General features: G+C 72.8%; 20 protein-coding genes. 12 read left to right on the top strand and 8 right to left on the bottom strand.

Annotated features, from left to right (window positions below; translation table 11 throughout):
- Positions 1-93 precede the first annotated feature (93 nt).
- From ACIA8D_RS33840 to ACIA8D_RS33830, 3 genes are read right to left on the bottom strand one after another with little or no spacing between them, the layout of a single operon-like run.
- Positions 94-717 carry a response regulator gene (locus ACIA8D_RS33840; protein ID WP_399238046.1) on the bottom strand — a complete coding sequence of 208 codons (624 nt, stop codon included), beginning with the start codon at positions 715-717 and terminating at the stop codon, positions 94-96.
- The gene (locus ACIA8D_RS33835; RefSeq protein WP_399238045.1) at positions 714-839 is read right to left on the bottom strand and encodes a hypothetical protein; all 126 of its coding nucleotides are present in this window, start codon (positions 837-839) and stop codon (positions 714-716) included. Before ACIA8D_RS33835 ends, ACIA8D_RS33840 begins: the two co-directional genes overlap by 4 nt.
- Entirely contained in the window at positions 836-2,017 is a 1,182-nt protein-coding gene (locus tag ACIA8D_RS33830; protein ID WP_399238044.1) for a sensor histidine kinase, read from the bottom strand. Before ACIA8D_RS33830 ends, ACIA8D_RS33835 begins: the two co-directional genes overlap by 4 nt.
- Positions 2,018-2,152: 135 nt before the next feature.
- On the opposite strand from ACIA8D_RS33830, the gene ACIA8D_RS33825 reads away from it, so the two are divergent.
- Both ACIA8D_RS33825 and ACIA8D_RS33820 read left to right on the top strand, forming a co-directional pair.
- Positions 2,153-3,226, top strand: coding sequence for an ABC transporter permease (locus ACIA8D_RS33825; RefSeq protein ID WP_399238043.1), 1,074 nt, complete (start codon positions 2,153-2,155; stop codon positions 3,224-3,226).
- Positions 3,223-3,891, top strand: coding sequence for an ABC transporter ATP-binding protein (locus ACIA8D_RS33820; protein ID WP_399238042.1), 669 nt, complete (start codon positions 3,223-3,225; stop codon positions 3,889-3,891). The genes ACIA8D_RS33825 and ACIA8D_RS33820 overlap by 4 nt, the downstream gene beginning before the upstream one ends.
- A 13-nt stretch (positions 3,892-3,904) precedes the next feature.
- On the opposite strand, the gene ACIA8D_RS33815 is transcribed toward ACIA8D_RS33820, so the two are convergent.
- Together ACIA8D_RS33815 and ACIA8D_RS33810 are read right to left on the bottom strand one after the other, a co-directional pair.
- Positions 3,905-4,600 carry a hypothetical protein gene (locus ACIA8D_RS33815; protein ID WP_399238041.1) on the bottom strand — a complete coding sequence of 232 codons (696 nt, stop codon included), beginning with the start codon at positions 4,598-4,600 and terminating at the stop codon, positions 3,905-3,907.
- 150 nt (positions 4,601-4,750) lie between these two features.
- Entirely contained in the window at positions 4,751-5,551 is an 801-nt protein-coding gene (locus ACIA8D_RS33810; protein WP_399238040.1) for an IclR family transcriptional regulator, read from the bottom strand.
- 226 nt (positions 5,552-5,777) lie between these two features.
- Here ACIA8D_RS33810 and allB point away from each other — a divergent pair, with 226 nt between their 5' ends.
- Positions 5,778-7,130, top strand: coding sequence for an allantoinase AllB (gene allB / locus ACIA8D_RS33805; protein ID WP_399238039.1), 1,353 nt, complete (start codon positions 5,778-5,780; stop codon positions 7,128-7,130).
- Positions 7,131-7,269: 139 nt separating this feature from the next.
- On the opposite strand, the gene ACIA8D_RS33800 is transcribed toward allB, so the two are convergent.
- A complete protein-coding gene (locus tag ACIA8D_RS33800) occupies positions 7,270-8,001 on the bottom strand; it encodes an SDR family oxidoreductase (RefSeq protein WP_399238038.1) in 732 nt (243 codons plus the stop codon).
- Between the two features lie 182 nt (positions 8,002-8,183).
- On the opposite strand from ACIA8D_RS33800, the gene ACIA8D_RS33795 reads away from it, so the two are divergent.
- The gene (locus tag ACIA8D_RS33795; RefSeq protein WP_399238037.1) at positions 8,184-8,612 is read left to right on the top strand and encodes a ribonuclease domain-containing protein; all 429 of its coding nucleotides are present in this window, start codon (positions 8,184-8,186) and stop codon (positions 8,610-8,612) included.
- A gap of 45 nt (positions 8,613-8,657) precedes the next feature.
- On the opposite strand, the gene ACIA8D_RS33790 is transcribed toward ACIA8D_RS33795, so the two are convergent.
- Positions 8,658-8,879 carry a hypothetical protein gene (locus ACIA8D_RS33790; RefSeq protein ID WP_399238036.1) on the bottom strand — a complete coding sequence of 74 codons (222 nt, stop codon included), beginning with the start codon at positions 8,877-8,879 and terminating at the stop codon, positions 8,658-8,660.
- 179 nt (positions 8,880-9,058) lie between these two features.
- On the opposite strand from ACIA8D_RS33790, the gene ACIA8D_RS33785 reads away from it, so the two are divergent.
- The 8 genes from ACIA8D_RS33785 to ACIA8D_RS33750 all read left to right on the top strand — a co-directional run bounded on the left by ACIA8D_RS33785 (position 9,059) and on the right by ACIA8D_RS33750 (position 19,100).
- Positions 9,059-10,330: a histidine kinase gene (locus ACIA8D_RS33785; RefSeq protein ID WP_399238034.1), complete on the top strand. Its 1,272-nt coding sequence runs from the start codon at positions 9,059-9,061 to the stop codon at positions 10,328-10,330.
- 61 nt (positions 10,331-10,391) lie between these two features.
- Positions 10,392-11,060 carry a response regulator gene (locus ACIA8D_RS33780; protein ID WP_399238033.1) on the top strand — a complete coding sequence of 223 codons (669 nt, stop codon included), beginning with the start codon at positions 10,392-10,394 and terminating at the stop codon, positions 11,058-11,060.
- An 80-nt stretch (positions 11,061-11,140) separates the two neighbouring features.
- Positions 11,141-12,370, top strand: coding sequence for an ROK family protein (locus ACIA8D_RS33775; RefSeq protein WP_399238031.1), 1,230 nt, complete (start codon positions 11,141-11,143; stop codon positions 12,368-12,370).
- A 233-nt stretch (positions 12,371-12,603) separates the two neighbouring features.
- Positions 12,604-13,854, top strand: a complete 1,251-nt coding sequence (locus tag ACIA8D_RS33770) for a cytochrome P450 (RefSeq protein ID WP_399238030.1) — start codon at positions 12,604-12,606, stop codon at positions 13,852-13,854.
- A gap of 138 nt (positions 13,855-13,992) precedes the next feature.
- The gene (locus ACIA8D_RS33765) at positions 13,993-14,799 is read left to right on the top strand and encodes an IclR family transcriptional regulator (RefSeq protein WP_399238029.1); all 807 of its coding nucleotides are present in this window, start codon (positions 13,993-13,995) and stop codon (positions 14,797-14,799) included.
- Between the two features lie 132 nt (positions 14,800-14,931).
- Complete coding sequence (locus ACIA8D_RS33760; RefSeq protein WP_399238028.1) at positions 14,932-16,596, top strand: OPT/YSL family transporter; 1,665 nt, start codon at positions 14,932-14,934, stop codon at positions 16,594-16,596.
- A gap of 60 nt (positions 16,597-16,656) precedes the next feature.
- Positions 16,657-17,724 (top strand): hypothetical protein, encoded by a 1,068-nt coding sequence (locus ACIA8D_RS33755; RefSeq protein WP_399238027.1) that lies wholly within the window; start codon positions 16,657-16,659, stop codon positions 17,722-17,724.
- A gap of 110 nt (positions 17,725-17,834) precedes the next feature.
- Positions 17,835-19,100 carry an alpha/beta fold hydrolase gene (locus ACIA8D_RS33750; RefSeq protein WP_399238026.1) on the top strand — a complete coding sequence of 422 codons (1,266 nt, stop codon included), beginning with the start codon at positions 17,835-17,837 and terminating at the stop codon, positions 19,098-19,100.
- Between the two features lie 29 nt (positions 19,101-19,129).
- On the opposite strand, the gene ACIA8D_RS33745 is transcribed toward ACIA8D_RS33750, so the two are convergent.
- The gene (locus tag ACIA8D_RS33745) at positions 19,130-20,134 is read right to left on the bottom strand and encodes a Gfo/Idh/MocA family oxidoreductase (RefSeq protein WP_399238025.1); all 1,005 of its coding nucleotides are present in this window, start codon (positions 20,132-20,134) and stop codon (positions 19,130-19,132) included.
- Positions 20,135-20,250 lie beyond the last annotated feature (116 nt).

Here is a 20,250-nt window from a genome sequence, read left to right as displayed (position 1 = left end):
ACGCTCCGCGTCGCCTCCCTCCTCCGCCTTGCGATCGCACGCACCAGGCCCCGCTCCCTGATCCGGCCTGATCCAAACGACAAGCCCTAGCCGCTAACGGCGCCGCAGCAGCCCGTCCCGTGTCGCCCGGGCCACCGCCGACGTCCGGGAGTCGACGCCCAGCTTCGCGTAGATGTGCACGAGGTGGGACTTGACCGTGGCCTGGCTCAGGAACAGCTCGCGGGCGATCTCCGCGTTGGACAGGCCGTCCCTGACGTGCCGCAGGACCTCCAGCTCGCGCCGGCTCAGCGCCTCGGCGGGCGCCCGCATCCGGTCCATGAGCCGGTCGGCGACGGCGGGCGCGAGCGCGGACCGCCCGGACGCCGCGGTGCGGACGGCCGCGGCGAGTTCCTCGGGCGGCGCGTCCTTCAGCAGATAGCCGGAGGCCCCCGCCTCCACGGCGGCGAGGATGTCCGCCTCGGTGTCGTACGTGGTGAGGACGAGGACCCGCGGCCCGTCCGCCAGGGCCGCGATCCGCGCGGTGGCCTCGGCGCCGTGCATCGTCCCGGCACCGAACTGCAGGTCCATGAGGACGACGTCCACGTCCCCCGCGAGCTCCACCGCCCGCTCGGCCGTCGCGGCCTCGGCGACGATCGCGAAGTCCGGCTCCGCGTCGAGCACCGCCCGCAGCCCGGCGCGTACCACGGGGTGGTCGTCGGCGAGCAGCAGCCGGATCACTGGGCACTTCCGGCGGTCAGCGGCGTCGGCACGGCGACGGGTGTGCCGACGCCCGGTGTCGAGTACACGGGGACGGGCGTGCCGACGCCGAACACGGCCCGCGGCTCGCCGCGCCGGATCACGCCGCACCCCCGGCGGGCAGCGGCAGTGTCACCGCGACGGCCGTGCCGCGGCCCGGCTCCGACTCGACGGTGAACGTGCCGCCGAGCTCGCTCACCCGGGAGCGCATCGCGACGAGCCCGAACCCGCCGTCGCCGCCGCCCGGCGCCCGCTGGGGGTCGAAGCCCGCGCCGTCGTCCACCACGTCCAGGGCCACCGAGGTCTCCATGAAGCTGAGGGTGATCTCCGCGCGGCGGGCGTCCGCGTGCAGCACCGTGTTGGCGAGCGCCGACTGGGCGAGGCGCAACAGCGCCACCTCGTACGGCGTGGGGAGTTCGAGCGGGGTGCCGCTGACCGAGAAGCGGGCGGTGGGGCCCGGCGCCGTGGCACACAGCCGGTCGAGAGCCCCGGCCAGCGAGCCGACGTCCAGGTCCGGCGGGGCGAGCGCGCGCACGAAGCGGCGGGCCTCCGCGAGGTTGTCCTGCGCGGTCGCCCTGGCCTGTTCGACGTGCCCGGCGACGGGGGAGCCGACGGGCAGTTCGCGCCCGGCGGCGACCAGCAGCAGCTGGATCGAGGACAGGCCCTGCGCCAGCGTGTCGTGGATCTCGCGGGCCAGCCGCTCCCGCTCGGCGAGGGTCCCGGCGGTGCGCTCCGCCTCGGCGAGCTCCGCGCGGGTGGCGACCAGCTCGTCGATCAGCTGCTGCTTGCGCTCGCTCTCCCGGTACAGCGCCTGGTACCCGAGCACGGTCGCCACGGCGACGGCCGCGCCGAGCAGCGGCCCTATGAACGCCCCCGGATTCACCGCCCCGTCGTGCCCCACGTACGAGGCGATGGCCGCGCCCGCCGCGACGCCCACCGCGGGGACGCCCCAGCGCGCGGGCAGCAGATGCAGCAGCAGGAAGTACAGCGGGAACGCCAGCCAGAGCGCGTCCGGCGAGAGCACGAGCAGCAGCGCCCACACCACCCCGAGCACGGCGAGCCACCACGCGGCGCCCACGCGCGTGGACCGTACGACGGGCAGCGCCGCGCCCACCCCGTAGACGCCCCCCATCGCCCCGGCGACCGCCACCACCACGGCGACCGGCTCGTCGGACCGCCCGGTGAGGGCCCGTACGACGACGAGCGCGAGCAGGCCGGCCGTCAGCAGATGCAGACACAGGCGCAGCGCGCGCAGAGCGGGGGTGAGCGAACGTGGATCCATACCCTCACCAGCGTACGAAGCCCGCGCACGGAACCGGTCAACCGAAAGTTTGAAAGCCACGTCCCCCCTTCGATTCGGGTGAAGCGTGCTGTGGCGCGATGCCCGCGCGGGCCCCGGAGCAGCAGTCTTGACCGCATGTTCGTCGCATGGAGAGATCTACGGTTCGCCAGGGGCAGGTTCGCCCTGATGGGAACCGTGATCGTACTGATCACGCTGCTCGTGGGACTGCTGTCGGGACTGACGGCGGGGCTCGCTCGGGACAATACGTCGGCGCTCACCGGGCTGCCCGCCGACCACCTCGCCTTCGCCCGGCCCGCCGACGGCCAGTCGGTGTCGTTCACGGCGTCCACGGTCCGCCCCGAGCAGTGGCGCGACCTCGCGGCGCGGGACGGGGTCGAGAGCGCGGAGCCGATCGGCATCGGCACGGTGAACGCCGAGGCGGGCCGGCAGACCGCCGCGGTCTCCGCGTTCGGGGTGCGCCCCGGCTCGGGCCTCGCACCCGACGCGACGGAGCCCGGCACGGCGGTCCTCTCCACCAAGGCGGCGAAGGAACTGGGCGCCTCCACGGGCGACAAGCTGACCCTCGGCGGCGCACGCCTCACCGTCACCGGTGTCTCCGGAGACGCCTCGTACAGCCACACACCCGTCGTCTGGACCGACCTCGCCGACTGGCAGCGGATCGCGCCCACCGGCGGGAGCGGCGAACGCGCCACGGTCGTCGCGCTGCGCACCGCGCCGGGCGCCGATCTGCCGGCCGCCGACAAGGTGGCGGGCACGGACACGAAGACCATCGACGGCGCCCTGTCCGCCATAGGGTCCTACCAGGCGGAGAACGGCTCGCTGCAACTGATGCGCGGCTTCCTCTTCGTCATCTCCGCGCTCGTCGTCGGCGCGTTCTTCACGGTCTGGACGATCCAGCGCAGCGCGGACATCGCGGTCCTGAAGGCGCTCGGCTCCTCGACCCGCTACCTCCTGCGGGACGCGCTCGGCCAGGCGGTCCTCATGCTGGTCGCGGGCACGGCGATCGGCACCGGCCTCGCCACCCTCATCGGCGCGTTCGTCCCCGACACGGTGCCGTTCGTCCTCGACCCGCTGACCGCGCTCGGTCCGGCCGCCGTCATGACGGTCCTCGGCCTCGCGGGCGCCGCCCTCTCCATCCGGCGGATCACCGCCGTCGACCCCCTCACCGCACTCGGGAGCGCCCGATGACCCTGCTGCTCGACGACATCACCCTGACCTACGCCGACGGGGACGGCCGCCTCACGGCCCTCGACCGGATCGGCCTCCAGATCCCGGCCGGTGGCCTCACCGCGGTGGTGGGCCCGTCCGGCTCAGGCAAGTCCAGCCTCCTGGCGGTGGCGGCGACACTCGTCACCCCCGACAGCGGACGCGTGGTCGTGGACGGCACGGAGGCCACGGCCCTGACCCGTACGGAATCGGCGGAACTGCGCCGCCGCGCGATCGGCATCGTCTTCCAGCAGCCGAACCTGCTGCCGTCCCTCACCGCCCTGGAACAACTCCAGGTGATGGCCCACCTGGAGGGCCGCAAGCCCCGCGAAGTACGGGACACGGCGGGCGAGTTGCTCGACGCGGTCGGCCTCTCCGCCCAGTCGCACCGCCGCCCGCACCAGCTCTCGGGCGGTCAGCGCCAGCGCGTGAACATCGCGCGGGCCCTGATCAACGAGCCGCGCGTCCTCCTGGTGGACGAGCCCACGAGCGCGTTGGACCACGAACGGGGCGCGGCGGTACTGGACCTGCTGCGCGGGCTGACGCGGGAGCGGGGGACGGCGACGGTGCTGGTCACGCACGACCGCGGCCACCTGGGCCCGGCCGACGCCGTCGTGGAACTGCGCGACGGCCGGGTCGCGGCGTGACCCGCGGGTCGGCTCAGTCGAGCGGGACGTCGAAGTTCTTCGCCTCGATGGTGGCGCCGTCGGAGCCCTTGGCGGCGAGCCGCTTGTAGCGCAGGACCAGCTTGTCGAGGTCCTTGGACGGGGTGAAGACGATCCAACCGGTGCTGCTCTTGCCGGTCTTGGCGTCCTCGAGGGCCGGGTAGCCGGCGGCCGCGACCTCGTCGTCCAGGATCGTGGTGCTCGCCTGGTCGATGCCGTTGGCCGTCTTGGTCAGCCGGAAGGAGGTCGGTCCGAAGCTCGTGTAGTACTTCGAGCTCGCGGTCACCTTCACCTGCACCAGGACGACCTTCTCGTCCTCGAGCGCCGAGAACTTGGCCTTGGCGGCGGCCGACGGCTGGAACCCGTCGACGTACTTGAGGACGGTGGCCTTCTGCTTCATGACGTCGTCGTTGATCGACTTGTTCACGGCCGTGGGCTTGCCGGCGGCCGCCGCGTCGTCGTCCACGGCCTCGGCCGACGCCGACGGCTCCGCGGACGGGGAGGTGGTCTCGGCCGGGGCGGAAGTCGACGGCTCGGCCGCCGCGTCGGACGAACCCGAGTCCGAGTCGCCACCGCACGCGGTGAGCAGCCCGCCGCCCGCGAGGACGGCGCAGAGCACGGGAACGGTGGTGGCGGCACGCAGCCGCGTGGACCGGGAACGGACGTCGGTCGCGGAACGTCTGGAACTCATGGCAAAAACCCCTCGGTGGTGAAAGTGAGCACGGGGTTCGCATGCCGCATGCCTGGCTCTCGCCACTCGCCCCCCGTTGCACGTAGCGCTGTGACCTTAGCCGAGTGCCGCAGGGGGCCCGAGGGGTGGATGCAATCTGAAATGAAAGGGTTACGCGCTGTGGCCCGAGCTGGCCAGCGCCACCGACAACTCCCGGGCCACCTGCTGAAGGATCGGCACGATCTTCTCGGTCGCGGCCTCCGTGACCCGTCCGGCGGGCCCGGAGATCGAGACCGCCGCCGCGGTGGGCGAGTCCGGGACGGACACCGCGAGGCACCGCACCCCGATCTCCTGCTCGTTGTCGTCGACGGCGTACCCGGACTGCCGCACGTCCTCCAGCGCGTCGAGGAAACCCTCGGGCGTGGTGAGCGTCTTCTCCGTGGCGGCAGGCATCCCGGTCCGCCCGAGCAACGCCCGCACCTCCTCCGCCGGCGTATACGCGAGCAACGCCTTGCCCACCCCGGTCGAGTGCGGCAGCACCCTGCGGCCGACCTCCGTGAACATCCGCATGGAGTGCTTGGACGGCACCTGGGCGACGTACACGACCTCGTCGCCGTCGAGCAGCGCCATGTTCGCGGTCTCGCCGGTCTCCTCGACGAGGCGCGCGAGGTACGGGCGCGCCCACGTGCCGAGCAGCCGGGAGGCGGACTCGCCGAGCCGGATGAGCCGCGGGCCGAGCGCGTAGCGCCGGTTGGGCTGCTGGCGTACGTAGCCGCAGGCGACCAGCGTGCGCATCAGGCGGTGGATCGTCGGCAGGGGGAGCCCGCTGCTGGCGGAGAGCTCGCTCAGGCCGACCTCACCGCCCGCGTCGGCCATCCGCTCGAGCAGATCGAAGGCGCGCTCGAGGGACTGGACGCCGCCGGTGGGTGCGGACTTGGCGGCATCAGTGGTGCTGGCGTCGGACGTCGGCACAGCGCGTTCCTTTCGGGTGGCAGGCAGATGAGCAGCCTACCGGCGGGTTCCCGGCCAGTGATCCCTTGACCGGGAAGTTCGTCGGTAGCTACGTTCTGCTTGTCGGAATCTTAATTCCACTTTGTGGAAACGTCCAGGGTCTGCGGCGCCGCCGTGCGGGTCTTGACGGTTCCCGAAGTCTGAGTGAAAGTCCTTCAACAGAACGTTGAAGCTTGAGGAGGCCCACGTGTCGGACCCCGACGTCCAGATCGAACTCGTGCTGCGCTCGACGCGCGTCATCACTCCCGAAGGTACGCGCCCCGCCTCGGTCGCCGTCGCCCAGGGGAAGATCGTCGCGGTGCTCGCGCACGACGCGGAGGTGCCGGCCGGGGCCCGCCTCGAGGACTTCGGCGACGACGCGCTGCTGCCCGGCATCGTCGACACGCACGTCCACGTCAACGACCCGGGGCGCACCGAGTGGGAGGGCTTCTGGACCGCCACCCGCGCCGCGGCGGCCGGCGGCATCACGACCCTCGTCGACATGCCACTCAACTCCCTGCCGCCGACCACGACCGTCGACAACCTTCGTACGAAGAAGGATGTCGCCGCCTCCAAGGCGCACATCGACGTCGGCTTCTGGGGCGGCGCGCTGCCCGACAACGTCAAGGACCTGCGCCCGCTGCACGACGCCGGGGTCTTCGGCTTCAAGTGCTTCCTGTCGCCCTCCGGCGTCGACGAGTTCCCGCACCTGAACGCCGACCAGCTCACCGCGTCCATGGCGGAGATCGCCGGCTTCGGCGGACTGCTCATCGTGCACGCCGAGGACCCGCACGAGCTGGACGTGGCGCCCCACAACAGCGGCCCCAAGTACGACGACTACCTGGCGACCCGCCCGCGGGCGTCCGAGGACGTCGCCATCAAGGGCCTCATCGACACCGCCAAGCGGATCGGCGCCCGCATCCACATCCTGCACCTGTCGTCCTCCGACGCGCTGCCGCTGATCGCCGCAGCGAAGGCCGAGGGTGTCGAGCTGACCGTCGAGACCTGCCCGCACTACCTCACGCTCACCGCCGAGGAAGTGCCGGACGGGGCCAGCGAGTTCAAGTGCTGCCCGCCGATCCGCGAGGCCGCCAACCAGGACCTGCTGTGGCAGGCGCTCGCCGACGGCACCATCGACTGCGTCGTCACCGACCACTCGCCGTCCACGGCCGATCTGAAGACGGACGACTTCGCGACCGCCTGGGGCGGCATCTCCGGCCTCCAGTTGAGCCTCTCCGCCATCTGGACCGAGGCCCGCAAGCGCGGCTACTCCCTTGAGGACGTGGTCCGCTGGATGTCCGAGCGCACCTCGAAGCTGGTCGGCCTCGACGACCGCAAGGGCGCCATCGCGGCCGGCCACGACGCCGACTTCGCCGTCCTCGCCCCCGAGGACACGTTCAGCGTCGACCCGGCCGCCCTCCAGCACCGCAACCGCGTCACGGCGTACGCGGGCAAGACGCTGCACGGCGTCGTGAAGTCGACCTGGCTGCGCGGTGAACGCATCGTCACCGACGGCGAGTTCACCGAGCCGCAGGGGCAGCTGCTCGAACGCTCCAAGTAGCGTCACGGCGGCCACCCGCCGGACCAGGGGAGTCTCAACTGGTGGCCTGCCACGCGGAGTTGGGCGAGCAGCCCGTACTCTGCACGACTTGCGGGGCACACCGGCCTGACAGCACCGGTGTGCCCCGCATTTCTCCGTCTCAGGCCGCGTGCCCGCCGTCCACCGCGAACTCGGCGCCCGTCACGTACGAGGCCCCGTCGCCCGCCAGATACGCGACCGCCGACGCCACCTCGTCCGCGGTGCCGTAGCGGCCGAGCGCCGTCGCGGCGGCCTGACCCGCCGCGTACGGCCCGTCGGCCGGGTTCATGTCGGTGTCCGTCGGACCGGGGTGCACGATGTTCGCCGTGATGCCGCGCGCGCCCAACTCGCGGGCGAGCGCCTTCGTCAGGCCGATCAGGGCCGCTTTGCTCGTGGCGTAGAGCGTGCCGCCGGGGCCCGGCACGTGCTGGGCCATGCACGAGCCGACGGTGACGATCCGGCCGCCCTCGGGGAGTCTGGCCGCCGCGGCCTGCGAGGTGAGGAAGACGCCGCGCACGTTCACGTCGAGCGCGCGGTCGACGTCCGCGAGCGCGAAGCCGTCCAGCGGCCCGAGCGCGCCGACGCCCACGTTGTTGACCAGCACGTCGATCCGGTCGAGCCCCACCACCGTCCGCTCGACCGCCTCCACCGCCTCGCCCGCGTCCGCCGAATCGGCCCGCATCGCGAGCCCGCGCCGCCCCAGTGCCTGGATCCGCCGCACCACGTCCTCGGCGGCCTCCTTGCCCTGTACGTAGGTGAGCGCCACGTCGAACCCGTCGCGGGCGAGCCGCAGCGCCGTCGCCGCGCCGATTCCGCGGGAGCCGCCGGTCACCAGGGCCACCTTGCCGTTCATGTCGCCTCCTGTAGGGAGCGGATGTTGTGGCTTCAAGTACAGCGACCTACGGAGGTGCGGGCTGGCGGCAAATGGACGTCGATGTCCGCGCGCCCTGTTGACCTGGGGCGCGAGTGAACTGAAGGAAAACAAGCGAGAGTTGGTGTTGACATGCCCACCTCTACGCGCGTCACACTGAGGGCATGAAGAATCCCCCACGCTTCATACGTGCCGTCGTCGCAGCCTCCGCCGTCCTCCTGGTCGGCGGGCTCGGCGCCTCCACCGCGACCGCCACGCCCGCCGCACCGGCCCCGGTCGTCGCCTCCCACGCCGTCTCGGCCGCCGACGTCGGCGACATCTGCTACTCCGCGCTGCCCGCCGAGGCGCACGACACCCTGGACCTCATCGAGCAGGGCGGACCGTACCCGTACGAGCAGGACGGCACGGTCTTCTCCAACCGGGAGGGCATCCTCCCCAGCCAGTCGTCCGGCTACTACCACGAGTACACGGTGATCACGCCGGGCTCGGACGACCGCGGTGCCCGCCGCATCGTCACCGGTGACTCCGACCAGGAGGACTACTACACGGCGGACCACTACGCGTCCTTCGACCTGATCGACCACGCCTGCTGAGCACCCGCGACCACTCCTGCCGAGTCCTCCCCGGCCCGGCAGGAGTCAGCTCTTGCGCTGGGCCTCGACGGCCGCGAACACGGCGACCGCCAGCACGATCAGCGCGATGCTGCCGTACACCTCGTGGCCGTCGAGGAAGCCGATGTGCCCGATCAGCCCCCAACCGCCGGGCAAGCCGGTGAACTCGTTCAGGATGCCGATCGCCCCCTGAAGCAGCGCGATTGCGCCGACGACCTCGATGACCCGCAACCACTGGTTCTTGTTCATGCACAGGACTCTCGCCCCGCGGACCCCCCACCCACATCGGCCGCGGGGCGAGCCCCGTACGACTCCGGTAGCGGAGCGCGGGGGCCGGCCGCGACCAAAGTCGACGGGGGTACGACTTTGGTCTCGGAAGCGGCGCTCGGGGCGGTGCCGGGCGCCCGTGGTGCGTAGATTTGTCGACCATGGAAGCAGTACGGCAGACCGGAACCCCGCAGGTGGCGGACACGCCCGCCGAGCGATGGCGTCGACGGCTGCTGCCCTCGGCCGTCGGCGACGAGCCCGACCTGGACCCCGAGGGACGCCCCGGCCGCAGGCGGCGCACCGCCCGTGACTGGATCGTCGACTTCAGCTGCTTCGGGATCGCGGTCTTCTTCGGCCTGATCTTCGCCGAGCAGGTCTGGGACGACCCGCACCTCGCGCCCGCCTTCGCCGTGCTCGACCAGGTGCTGGGCGCCGCCGCCTGCGCCGGGGTCTGGCTGCGCAGGCGCTGGCCGCTGGGCCTGGCCGTCGCCATGATCCCGATCGGCTTCCTGTCCAACACGGCCGGCGGCGCGTCGATGATCGCGATCTTCACGCTCGCCGTGCACCGCCCGTTCCGCTACGTCGGCTGGGTGGCGGGCATCTCGGTCGCGCTGCTCCCGCTGTTCTTCTGGCTGCGGCCCGACCCCGAGTCCTCGTACCTGCTGTCGGTCTCGTTCACGGTCATCATCACGATCACGGTCGTCGGCTGGGGCATGTTCGTGCGCTCCCGGCGCCAGCTCCTGATGTCGCTGCGGGACCGGGCGCGCCGCGCCGAGACCGAGGCCGTGCTCCGCGCCGAGCAGGCGCAGCGGCTCGCCCGCGAGGACATCGCGCGCGAGATGCACGACGTGCTCGCCCACCGCCTCACCCTGCTGAGCGTGCACGCGGGCGCCCTGGAGTTCCGCCCGGACGCGCCCCGCGAGGAGATCGCACGGGCCGCGGGCGTGATCCGGGAGAGCGCGCACGAGGCGTTGCAGGACCTGCGCGAGATCATCGGCGTGCTGCGCGCCGCCGACCACGGCGAGGAGTCGGGCCGGCCGCAGCCCACCCTCGCCGCGCTCGACACCCTGGTCGCCGAGTCCCGCGACGCGGGCATGAAGGTCGACCTCGACAACCGGGTCCCCGAGGCGGGGGCCGTGCCCGCCTCCACCGGGCGCACCGCCTACCGCATCGCCCAGGAAGGCCTGACCAACGCCCGTAAGCACGCCCCTGGCGCCGAGGTCGCGGTCACGGTCGAGGGCGGCGCGGGGGACGGCCTCACGGTCACCGTGCGCAACCCGCCGCCGCCCGGCGACGTTCCGTGCGTCCCCGGCTCGGGGCAGGGCCTGATCGGCCTCACCGAACGGGCGTCCCTCGCGGGCGGCCGGCTCGCCCATGGGCGGGAACCGGACGGCGGCTTCGCGGTCCGCGCATGGCTCCCGTGGCCGCAGTGAGGCCCGCGGGGAAGGGACCGGAGTGGACACGGCGATGATCGTCCCTCGCTACGGTGGCCCCATGACCGCGATCCGCCTGCTCATCGTCGACGACGACCCCCTCGTGCGCGCCGGGCTCACCTTCATGTTCGGCGCCGCCGAGGACATCGAGATCGTCGGCGAGGCCGCCGACGGCAGCGAGGTGGCGGAGCGGGTGGCCCGGCTGCACCCGGATGTCGTCCTCATGGACCTGCGCATGCCCACCCTGGACGGTCTGTCCGCGACCGAGGCACTGCGCGCGCGTGAGGGCGCGCCCGAGGTGATCGTCCTGACCACGTTCCACGCGGACGAACAGGTGCTGCGGGCGCTGCGCGCGGGAGCCGCGGGATTCGTCCTCAAGGACACCGCGCCGGGCGAGATCGTCGAGTCGGTGCGCCGGGTGGCGGCCGGCTCCCCGGTCCTCTCGCCGACCGTCACCCGGCAGCTCATCACCAAGGTCTCGGGCGACGACCCCGCCCTGGACCGGCGGGCACGCGCGCGTGAGCGGATGGCCGAACTGGCCGAGCGGGAACGGGAGGTGGCCGTGGAGGTGGGCCGCGGCAACTCGAACGCGGAGATCGCCGCGACGCTCTACATGAGCGTCCCCACGGTCAAGACCCATGTCTCGCGCATCATGGCCCGGCTCGACCTCAACAACCGCGTACAGATCGCGCTGCTCGCCCACGACGCGGGGCTGCTGGACGAGGACTGACCCGGCGGCGGCCCGAGGAGTGTCGGTGCCCCGAGGTAGATTCACACCGTTCAACAAGGTGAGCGGTCGAAGGGGTGGAGATGGCGGCACCACGCCGGCGGACGGTGCGTGATCTGCGGCGCGGGAACAGGGCCGTCGTCCTGAGCAAGCTGTACTTCGACGGGCCGCTCAGCAGACAGGAGTTGGGGCCGCTCACGGCGCTCAGCTCGGGCTCCATCAGCAATGTGGTGGCGGATCTCGTCGCCGACGGCCTTCTGGAGGAGGCCGGTTCGGTCGAGTCCGACGGCGGCCGCCCCCGCACCCTGCTGCGCGTCGCCCCGCGCAGCGGCCACCTCGTGGGCGTGGACGTCGGCGAGACCCGCGTGCGCGTGGAGCTGTTCGACCTCGCCCTCGGCGAACTCTCGCGCGTGGACGAGCCGTTGCCGGGCGCGGCGCGCGACGGCTGCTGCGACGCCAAGGACGTCGTACGTCTCGTGGCCGCGGGCCTGACGCGGGTGCTGGCCGACGCGGAGGTGGACCCCGGCTCCGTCATCGGGGTCGGCATCGGGGTGCCCGGCATCGTCGACGCCTCCGGTGCGCGCGGCGCGGTGGTGCACGGCCAGACGATCGGCTGGGACGCGGAGCCCCTGGAGGCCATGCTCCGGGCCGCCGACGGCCTCCCGCCCGAACTCGCCCCGGATCTCCCGGTCTTCCTCGACAACGGCGCCAAGACCCTCGGCCGCGCCGAGATGTGGTTCGGCGCGGGCCGCGGCGCCCGCAACGCCGTGATCGCGCTCATCGGCTCCGGCGTCGGCGCCTGCGTCATCGCCGACGGCCTGCCCTACCAGGGGGCGTCGAGCAGCGCGGGGGAGTGGGGGCACACGGTGCTCCAGGTCGGCGGGCGGACCTGCCGGTGCGGCGCGCGCGGCTGCCTGGAGGCGTACGTCGGGGCGGAGGCGCTCCTGGAGCGGTGGCGGGAGGCGGGCGGCACCTGGAGCGCCCCCGACGAGGAGGGCGCCCTCGCCGAACTCCTCGAATCCCCGTCCGCGGCGGGCCTGTTGGAGGAGACGGCGGAGTTCCTCGGCGCGGGCATCGCCGACCTGGTCAACCTGTTCAACCCGGAGCGGATCGTCGTGGGCGGCTGGGCGGGCCTGCTGCTCGGCCCCCGACTGCTGACCCCCATCCGCGACGCGGCCGCCGCCTACGCCCTGCGCCACCCCTTCGCCCAGACCACGGTGGAACTGGGCCGCCTGGGCCCGGACGCGGTCACGGTGGGCGCGGCGACGCTGCCGCTGGCCAGATTCCTGGAAACGGGCGGCCGGTCCTCCTGAGCATTTCAAGCCCCTCCGGCGATGGAGGAGCGGAGCCCCGATCTTTCCGGCCTCGCCGCCCGAGGCGCGCACGGCCCGATCCGCCAAGCCCCGCCGGCGATTGAGGCGCGGGGTCCGGGGTGGAGCCCCGCGACGTGGGCAACCCATCCGGTCACCCCCGGGACGGGAACGCACGTGGAGCGCCGGGAGTTGAACCCGATGAAAGCCGGAACCGGGCGACGGGAGGGCACGACATGACGGACAGCGCCGAGATCGTCGACCTGGGAGAGCTGGCCGGGGGCGCACCCCGATTCCACGCCGACCCCTACCCGGTCTACGAGCGGCTTCGCCGGCGCGGACCCGTCCACCACGTCCGCACCCCGGGCCCCGGCCCGACCGAGGACCTCTACCTGATCGTCGGCCACGAGGCCGCCCGCGCCGCGTTCACCGACCCCCGCCTGGTCAAGACCCCACCGTGGGGCCTGGAGGGCGACATGATGGGCCTGCACCTGCTGTTCGCGGACCCGCCGGAGCACGGTCGGCTGCGCTCCCTGGTCACGCGGGAGTTCACCCCGCGCCGGGTCGCGGCGCTCGCCCCGCGCATCCAGAAGCTCACGGACGAGTTGCTCGACGACATGGTCCCGCGCGGCGAGGCCGACCTGATCGGCTCCCTCGCCTTTCCGCTGCCCTTCGCGGTGATCTGCGAGCTGCTCGGCGTGCCCGACATCGACCGTGAGCGGTTCCGACGGATGTCGACGCAGGTCGTGGCGCCGACCAGCGAGGAGGAGGCGTACGCGTCCCATGTCGAACTCGTCGGTTTCCTGGACGGGTTGATCGAGGCCAAGCGCGGCGCGGCCCCCGCGGACGACCTGTTGAGCGCGCTGATCCGGACCACGGCGGAGGACGGCGACCGCCTCTCTCCCAGCGAACTGCGCGGCATGGCCTTCCTCCTGCTGATCGCCGGCCACGAGACCACGGTCAACCTGATCGGCAACGGCGTGCGCGCGCTGCTCCAGCACCCGGATCAACTCGCGGCGCTGCGTGCCGACATGTCGCTCCTGGACGGTGCCGTGGAGGAGATGCTGCGCTACGACGGTCCGGTGGAGACGGCCACGCATCGCTTCGCGGCGGAGCCGGTGGAGATCGACGGCACGGTGATTCCGGCGGGGGCGGCGGTCCTCATCGGAATCGCCACGGCCGGCCGTGATCCGCGGCGATTCCCGGAGCCGGACCGGTTCGACATCCGGCGGGACGCGCGGGGGCATGTTGCGTTCGGGCATGGGATCCACTTCTGCCTGGGCGCTCCGCTGGCTCGGCTGGAGGGGCGGATCGCCGTCCGCTCCCTGCTGGAGCGGTGCCCGGGGCTGGTCCTCGCCGAGGATCCGGGGGCGTGGCTGCCGGGCATGCTCATTCGCGGTACGCGGAGCCTGCGTGTGAGTTGGGTAGATCAAGCCCCGCCGTCGGACGAGAGCCAGCGGGGGTCGGGGCAGAGCCCGGAGACGTAGGACCGGCCGACCGCAACAGAGGAACAGATGCGGAAAACCCTTGACACCTCCGCCTCACCGATCCCATAGTTCTCGCCGCTGAGCGCGACGGCGTTGCGCTCAGCGCACCGAGCACGGGGCACGGAGAGGAGTGAGGCGATGGCCGAGGCGTACGAGGCCGAGCGGGTCGACGATGCGGATGACCTCGCCCCGCCCGCCCCCGGTGTCCTTCAGGGCGCCGACCGGGCCCTGCTGGCACTGCTCTGCTTCACCGAGCGGCGTCCGGAGTGGGGCGTGAGCGAGATGGCGCGGCGGCACGGCTGGGACAAGGCCGTCGCCCAGCGCATCCTCACCACGCTCGCCTCCCGCTCCTTCCTGATCTGCGACAGCGCCACCCGCCGCTACCGGCTCGGCCCGGCCGTCTCCCGGCTCGCCCGGGTCGGCGAACACAGTGGCGTCCTGCCCTCGCTGGTCCGCCCGATCCTCGCGGGACTGCTGCGCGAGACCGGCGAGAGCGTCGTCCTGAACGTGCCGCAGGGCGCGGGCTACCGCTGCGCCGCGGCCGTCGACGGCACCGGCCCGATCCGCTACACCGCGATCATCGGCGCCGTCATGCCGGGACACGCGGGCGCCTCCGGCCACGCGATCTTCGCCCACTACCCCGAGGCCGAGATCCGCCAGCTGTTCGGAGCCACCCCGCTCCAGCGGTTCAACGACCACACGGTCACCGGCCTCGACGCCCTCCAGGACCGGTACGCCGAGGTGCGCGACCAGGGATACAGCGTCAGCCACGGCGAGTACGACGAGGCCGTCGCCGCGGTCTCCGCACCGGTGTTCCAGGCCGGCGCCGTCGCCGCCTCCCTCACGGTCATCGGCCCGGCGACCCGGGTGTCGCGCGCCGCCGACCGCATCATCGAACTCGTTCTGTCGGGTGCCGGGGAGGCCACCGCCGCCTTCGGCTCCTGAGAGCCTCCGAACAGACCCCGCCCGCCCTCGTCCGTACGACGCGCCCCCCACCGCCGCCGTACGTGGCTCCCGCCTGCCCACAACAGCCCTGCCCCGCCCCCGGGCCGGGCCCGCCCACCAAGGGGTGCCCCCGTGTCGCACCACACCTCGCCCTCCGCCACCGCACCGCCTCCGCCGTCCGGGCCGGACAAGGCCGCCCCCGGCGCCGGACATCCGCGCGTCCGCGAGCCCATCGTGTTCGTCGTCCTCGCCGTGCTCTCCGTCGTCGGAGCCGTCATCGGCGCGGACCTCGTCGCCAAGCTGGGCATCTCCGCGAACACCTCCGTGGTCGGCGCCCTCATCGCCATGCTGATCGGCCGCATCCCCCTCGCGGGACTGCGCTCGATGCGCTCCGTGCACCGGCAGAACCTCGCCCAGAGCGCGATCTCCGCCGCCACCTTCGCCTCCGCCAACGCCCTGCTGACCTCCATCGCGGTGCCGTACGTCTTCGGGCGCAAGGACCTGGTCTGGCCGATGCTCATCGGCTCCTTCGTGGGGCTGCTCATCGACACCTGGGTGCTCTACCGGTCCTTCGGGTCGCGGCTGCTGCCCGCCGACGCGGCCTGGCCGCCCGGACAGGCCGCCGCCGAGACCATCAAGGCCGGTGACAAGGGCGGCAAGCGCGCCCTCGTCCTCGGCGCGGGCACCCTCGTCGGCATCGGCGGCACCCTGCTCAGCCTCCCGCTGTCCGCCGCCGGCGTCGCCTTCCTCGGCAACGTATGGGCGCTGCTGATGTTCGGCGTCGGGCTCGGCCTGCGGGAGTTCAGCCCCGACCTGTTCCACACCGATCTCGGCGTGGGCTATGTGCCGCACGGCGTGATGGTCGGCGCGGGCATCGTCGCCCTCGGCCAGGCCGTCGTGATGCTGATGCGGCGCCGTTCGGCCGCCAAGCCCGAGGCCGCCGAGGAGGACCGGCCCGCCGACCCCACCACCGCGTACACCGTCGACGAGAAGGCGCTGCGCCGCTCCCTCGTGCGCGGCTACGCCCTGTTCGTGGCGGGCGCCGTGCTGCTCGCCGTGCTCGGCGGGCTGATCGGGGACATGAGCCCGCTCGGCATCGTCGGCTGGGTGCTGTTCGCCGCGTTCGCCGCCCTCGTGCACGAGCTGATCGTCGGCCTCGCCGCCATGCAGTCCGGCTGGTTCCCGTCCTTCGCCGTCACCCTGATCTTCCTCGTCTTCGGGCTGCTCATCGGCATCCCGTCCGTCCCGCTCGCCCTCCTCGTCGGCTACGTCTCCGCCACCGGACCCGCCTTCGCCGACATGGGCTACGACCTCAAGGCCGGCTGGCTGCTGCGCCGCGACCACCAGCCGTGGGACCCGTTCGAACGCGAGGGCCGCCGCGAGCAGTTCCGCGCCGCGCTCATCGGCTTCGCCGCCGCCCTCGTCGTCGTGGCCGTGCTCTGGCAGTCGTACTTCAAGCAGGGCCTGATTCCGCCCGTCGCCAAGGTCTACGCCGACACCGTCAAGAACGGCCTGGGTGAGCCCGGTGTGCTGCGCACGCTGCTGATCTGGGCGATCCCGGGCGCCCTCATCCAGCTGATCGGCGGCACCAAGCGGCAGATGGGCGTGATGCTCGCGACCGGCCTGCTGATCCTCACCCCGCACGCCTGCTGGATGGTCCTCGCCGCCCTCGCGGTCCGCGTCGGCTACCGCAAGTGGCGCGGACCGCGCGCCGACGAGGAGCTGAACCTGGTCGGCGCCGGACTCATCGCGGGCAGCTCCCTGGGCGACTCCGCCCAGATCATCAAGGCCGGCTGACCACCCGCGCCCCCCAAGCCACCTGTCTCACACGCACCACCGCAAGGAGAAGGATTCACCATGGAGATGTTCAGCCGCCTCGAACCGCGCGCCGAGTACCTGAGCTACGAACTCGCCCTCGCCGCCCGCAAGCTGGTCGAGCAGGTCATGCTCGTCAAGCCCGGCGAGCACGTCGTCCTCACCGGCGACACCAGCAGCGACCGCCGCGTCGTCGACGCCACCGCGCAGGCCGTCGCCGCCGCGGGCGCGCACCCCGTCGTCGTCTGGTCCGAGACGATGCCCAGCTCCTCGATGGAGCCGCCGCGCCCCGTCGCCGGCGCCATCGCGGACGCCGACGTGTGGATCGAGTTCGCCGTCTCGTACGTGATGCACTCCGACGCCTTCCGCCGCGCCATGGCCAACGGCTGCCGGTACACCAACCTCACCGCCATGGACGTGCACATGCTCGTCGCGACGGTCGGTCGCCCCGACTTCCAGGGCGTCATCAAGCTCGGCAAGGCGCTCGTCCGCCTCCTGGAGCAGGCCGACGAGGTGCGCATCACCTCCGCCAACGGCACCGACATCACGGGCCGCAACGGCGACCGCCCGATCAACCTGCGCGGCAAGCCCGCCGAGAACCCCGGCGAGACCGTCATGCTCTCCGGCCAGATCTCCTGGAACCCCCTGGAGGAGACCCAGGACGGCGTCCTCGTCTTCGACGGCGCCCTGTGGCCGCCGGACCAGTTGGGCCTGCTGCGCAACCCGGTGCGCTGCACCGTCGAGAAGGGCGTCGTCACGAAGATCGACGGCGAGGGCCAGGACGCGGAGATCTTCCGCCGCTGGATGGAGTCCTGGGACGACCCGAACATGTTCCGCGTCGCCCACTGGTCGCTCGGCTTCAACCCGGGCGTGCCCGCGCCGACCGGCCGCATCGTCGAGGACGAGCGCGTCTTCGGTTGCGTCGAGCTCGGCATCGGCACGAAGGGCGCGTGGATCGGGGGCGAGCCGTGGGTGTCGGCCGCCCACACCGACGGTTCGATTCTCGGCCCGTCGATATACCTGGACGGCGAGTGTGTTGAGCGCGACGGGGTCTATGTGCACCCTGAACTGGTGGAGATCTGCCGCGAGTTGGGCGTGGCGGGTTACTGACGCGCCGCACCGTGGTGGCGGTTTGCGCAGTTCCCCGCGCCCCTGAAAAACAGGGGCGCGGGGAACTGCGCCCGCCTCACCCCCGACCCACCCTCAGGAGTCGCACCACCATGACCACCTACCGCCACAACGGCCTCGTCTGCACCGACCACACCCTCGACGTACCCCTCGACCACGCCCACCCGGACGGCCCGCGGATCAGCGTCTTCGCCCGCGAGGTCGTCGCCGAGGGCATGGAGTGGCGTGAACTGCCCCGGCTGCTCTGGCTCCAGGGCGGGCCCGGCGGCCGCGCCGAACGCCCCAACGCGTCCGGCGCCTGGCTGCGCCGCGCGCTCAAGGAGTACCGCGTGGTCCTCCTCGACCAGCGCGGCACCGGCCGCTCCACTCCCGTCGACCGCACGACGCTCGCCGCCCACCCGGACCCGGCGACGTACCTCACGCGCTTCCGCGCGGACGCCATCGTGCGCGACGCGGAACTCCTGCGGCGCCATCTCCAGGGCGACCGCCCCTGGACGGTCCTCGGGCAGAGTTTCGGCGGCTTCAGCACGCTGACGTATCTGAGCCTCGCCCCCGAAGGCATCGACCGGGCCCTGATCACCGGCGGCCTCCCCACGCTCACCGGCCACGCGGACGACGTCTACCGGGCCGCCTACCGCAGGACGCTCGAAGGCAACTCCCACTATTTCGCGCGCTATCCGCAGGACCAGGCGCTGGCCGAACGGGTGGCGGACCACCTGACGAAGCACGACGTGCGGATGCCGTCGGGGGAGCGGCTCTCGGTGCGCCGCTTCCAGACCCTGGGCATCACCTTCGGCACGTCCTCCGCCTTCGACTCGCTGCACTACCTCCTGGAGTGCGCGTTCGTGGCGGGCGCCAACGGCCCCGCCCTGTCGGACCCGTTCCTGCGCGGCGTCGACGCGGTCGTCTCCCTCGCGCCCCGGCCGCTCTACGGGGTCCTGCACGAACCGATCTACGCCCAGGGCGGCCGCGCCACCGACTGGTCGGCCCACCGGATCCGGGCCGAGTTCCCGGAGTTCGACGCACAGGGCCCGGGGCCACTGCGCTTCACCGGCGAGATGATGTACCCGTGGATGTTCGACGAGGACCCGGCGCTCGTCCCGCTCAAGGCCACCGCCGACGCGCTCGCCCGCCGCACGGACTGGCCGCCGCTCTACGACCTCGACCGGCTCGCCGCGAACGAGGTCCCGGTGGCCGCGGCCGTCTACCACGACGACATGTTCGTCGACCGTGAGCAGTCGCTCGCGACGGCGTCCCTGGTGCGGGGCCTGCGCCCCTGGGTCTCCGACCAGCACCTGCACGACGGCGTCAAGGCGGACCCGGCGGTCCTGGACCGGCTCCTCGCGATGACGTCCTAGGGCCTGCCGTCGGGCCCGGTTTTTTTGGGTCAGCCCCCGGCGATCTCCTCAAGGCGCACCATCCGCCGCTCCGCCCGCGACACCTCGCACGCCTCCGCGATCCGCAGCGCCCGCAGGGCTTCCCGGCCGTCGCACGGGTTGGCGCGCTCGCCCCGGACGACGTCGACGAAGGCCTTCAGCTCGGCCTCGTACGCGGGGGCGAAGCGCTCCAGGAAGCCGGGCCAGGGCTTCGTGGCGGCGGGCGGGCCCTCGGGTTCCGTGGAGGCGATGGGCGTCCGGTCGTCGAGGCCCACGACGACCGTGTCCCGCTCGCCGGAGAGCTCCATGCGCACGTCGTAGCCGGCGCCGTTGCAGCGCGTGGACGTCGCGGTGGCCAGGGTGCCGTCGTCGAGGGTGAGAAGCGCCGCCGCCGTGTCCACGTCGCCCGCCTCCCGGAACATCGCGGGCCCGGCGTCGGACCCGGTCGCGTACACCTCGACGACCTCGCGTCCTGTCACCCACCGCAGCATGTCGAAGTCGTGGATCAGGCAGTCCCGGTAGAGCCCGCCCGAGAGCGGGAGGTACGCGGCCGGGGGCGGCGCCGGGTCGGAGGTCATGGCCCGCACGGTGTGCACCCGGCCGAGCTTCCCTTCGCGCACGGCGGCCCGCGCGGCGGTGTACCCGGCGTCGAAGCGCCGCTGGAAGCCGAGCTGGAGCACCGTGCCCGCCGCCTCGACCTCGGCGAGCGCGGCCAGCGTGCCCGGCAGGTCGAGCGCGATCGGCTTCTCGCAGAAGACCGGGAGCCCGGCCCGCGCCGCCCGCCCGATCAGCTCGGCGTGCGCCGAGGTCGCCGCGGTGATCACGAGCGCGTCCACGCCCCACGCGAAGATCTCGTCGACGCCGGGCGCCGCCGTCGCCCCGATCCGGTCCGCGAGCGCGGTCGCCCGCGCGGGCTCCGCGTCGGTGACGACCAGCGAGCCGACCTCCCGGTACCGCTCCAGTACGCCCGCGTGGAAGGTGCCGATGCGGCCCGTTCCGATGAGTCCGATGCGCATGGTGTCCCACGGTGCCGGGGCACGGGGTGGGTGTCAATCGTTTGTCCTGACAAAGCCCGTGCGTGTCACGTTGCGGGGCTCCGTCCCGGCCCCCTGCTCAAGCGCCGCAGGGGCTT

Source organism: Streptomyces sp. NPDC051684, from assembly GCF_044453445.1.
In the GTDB taxonomy this organism is placed as follows: Bacteria; Actinomycetota; Actinomycetes; order Streptomycetales; family Streptomycetaceae; genus Streptomyces.
Note: the sequence above shows the minus strand (reverse complement) of the source record. Positions and strands in the feature narration are given on the sequence as shown.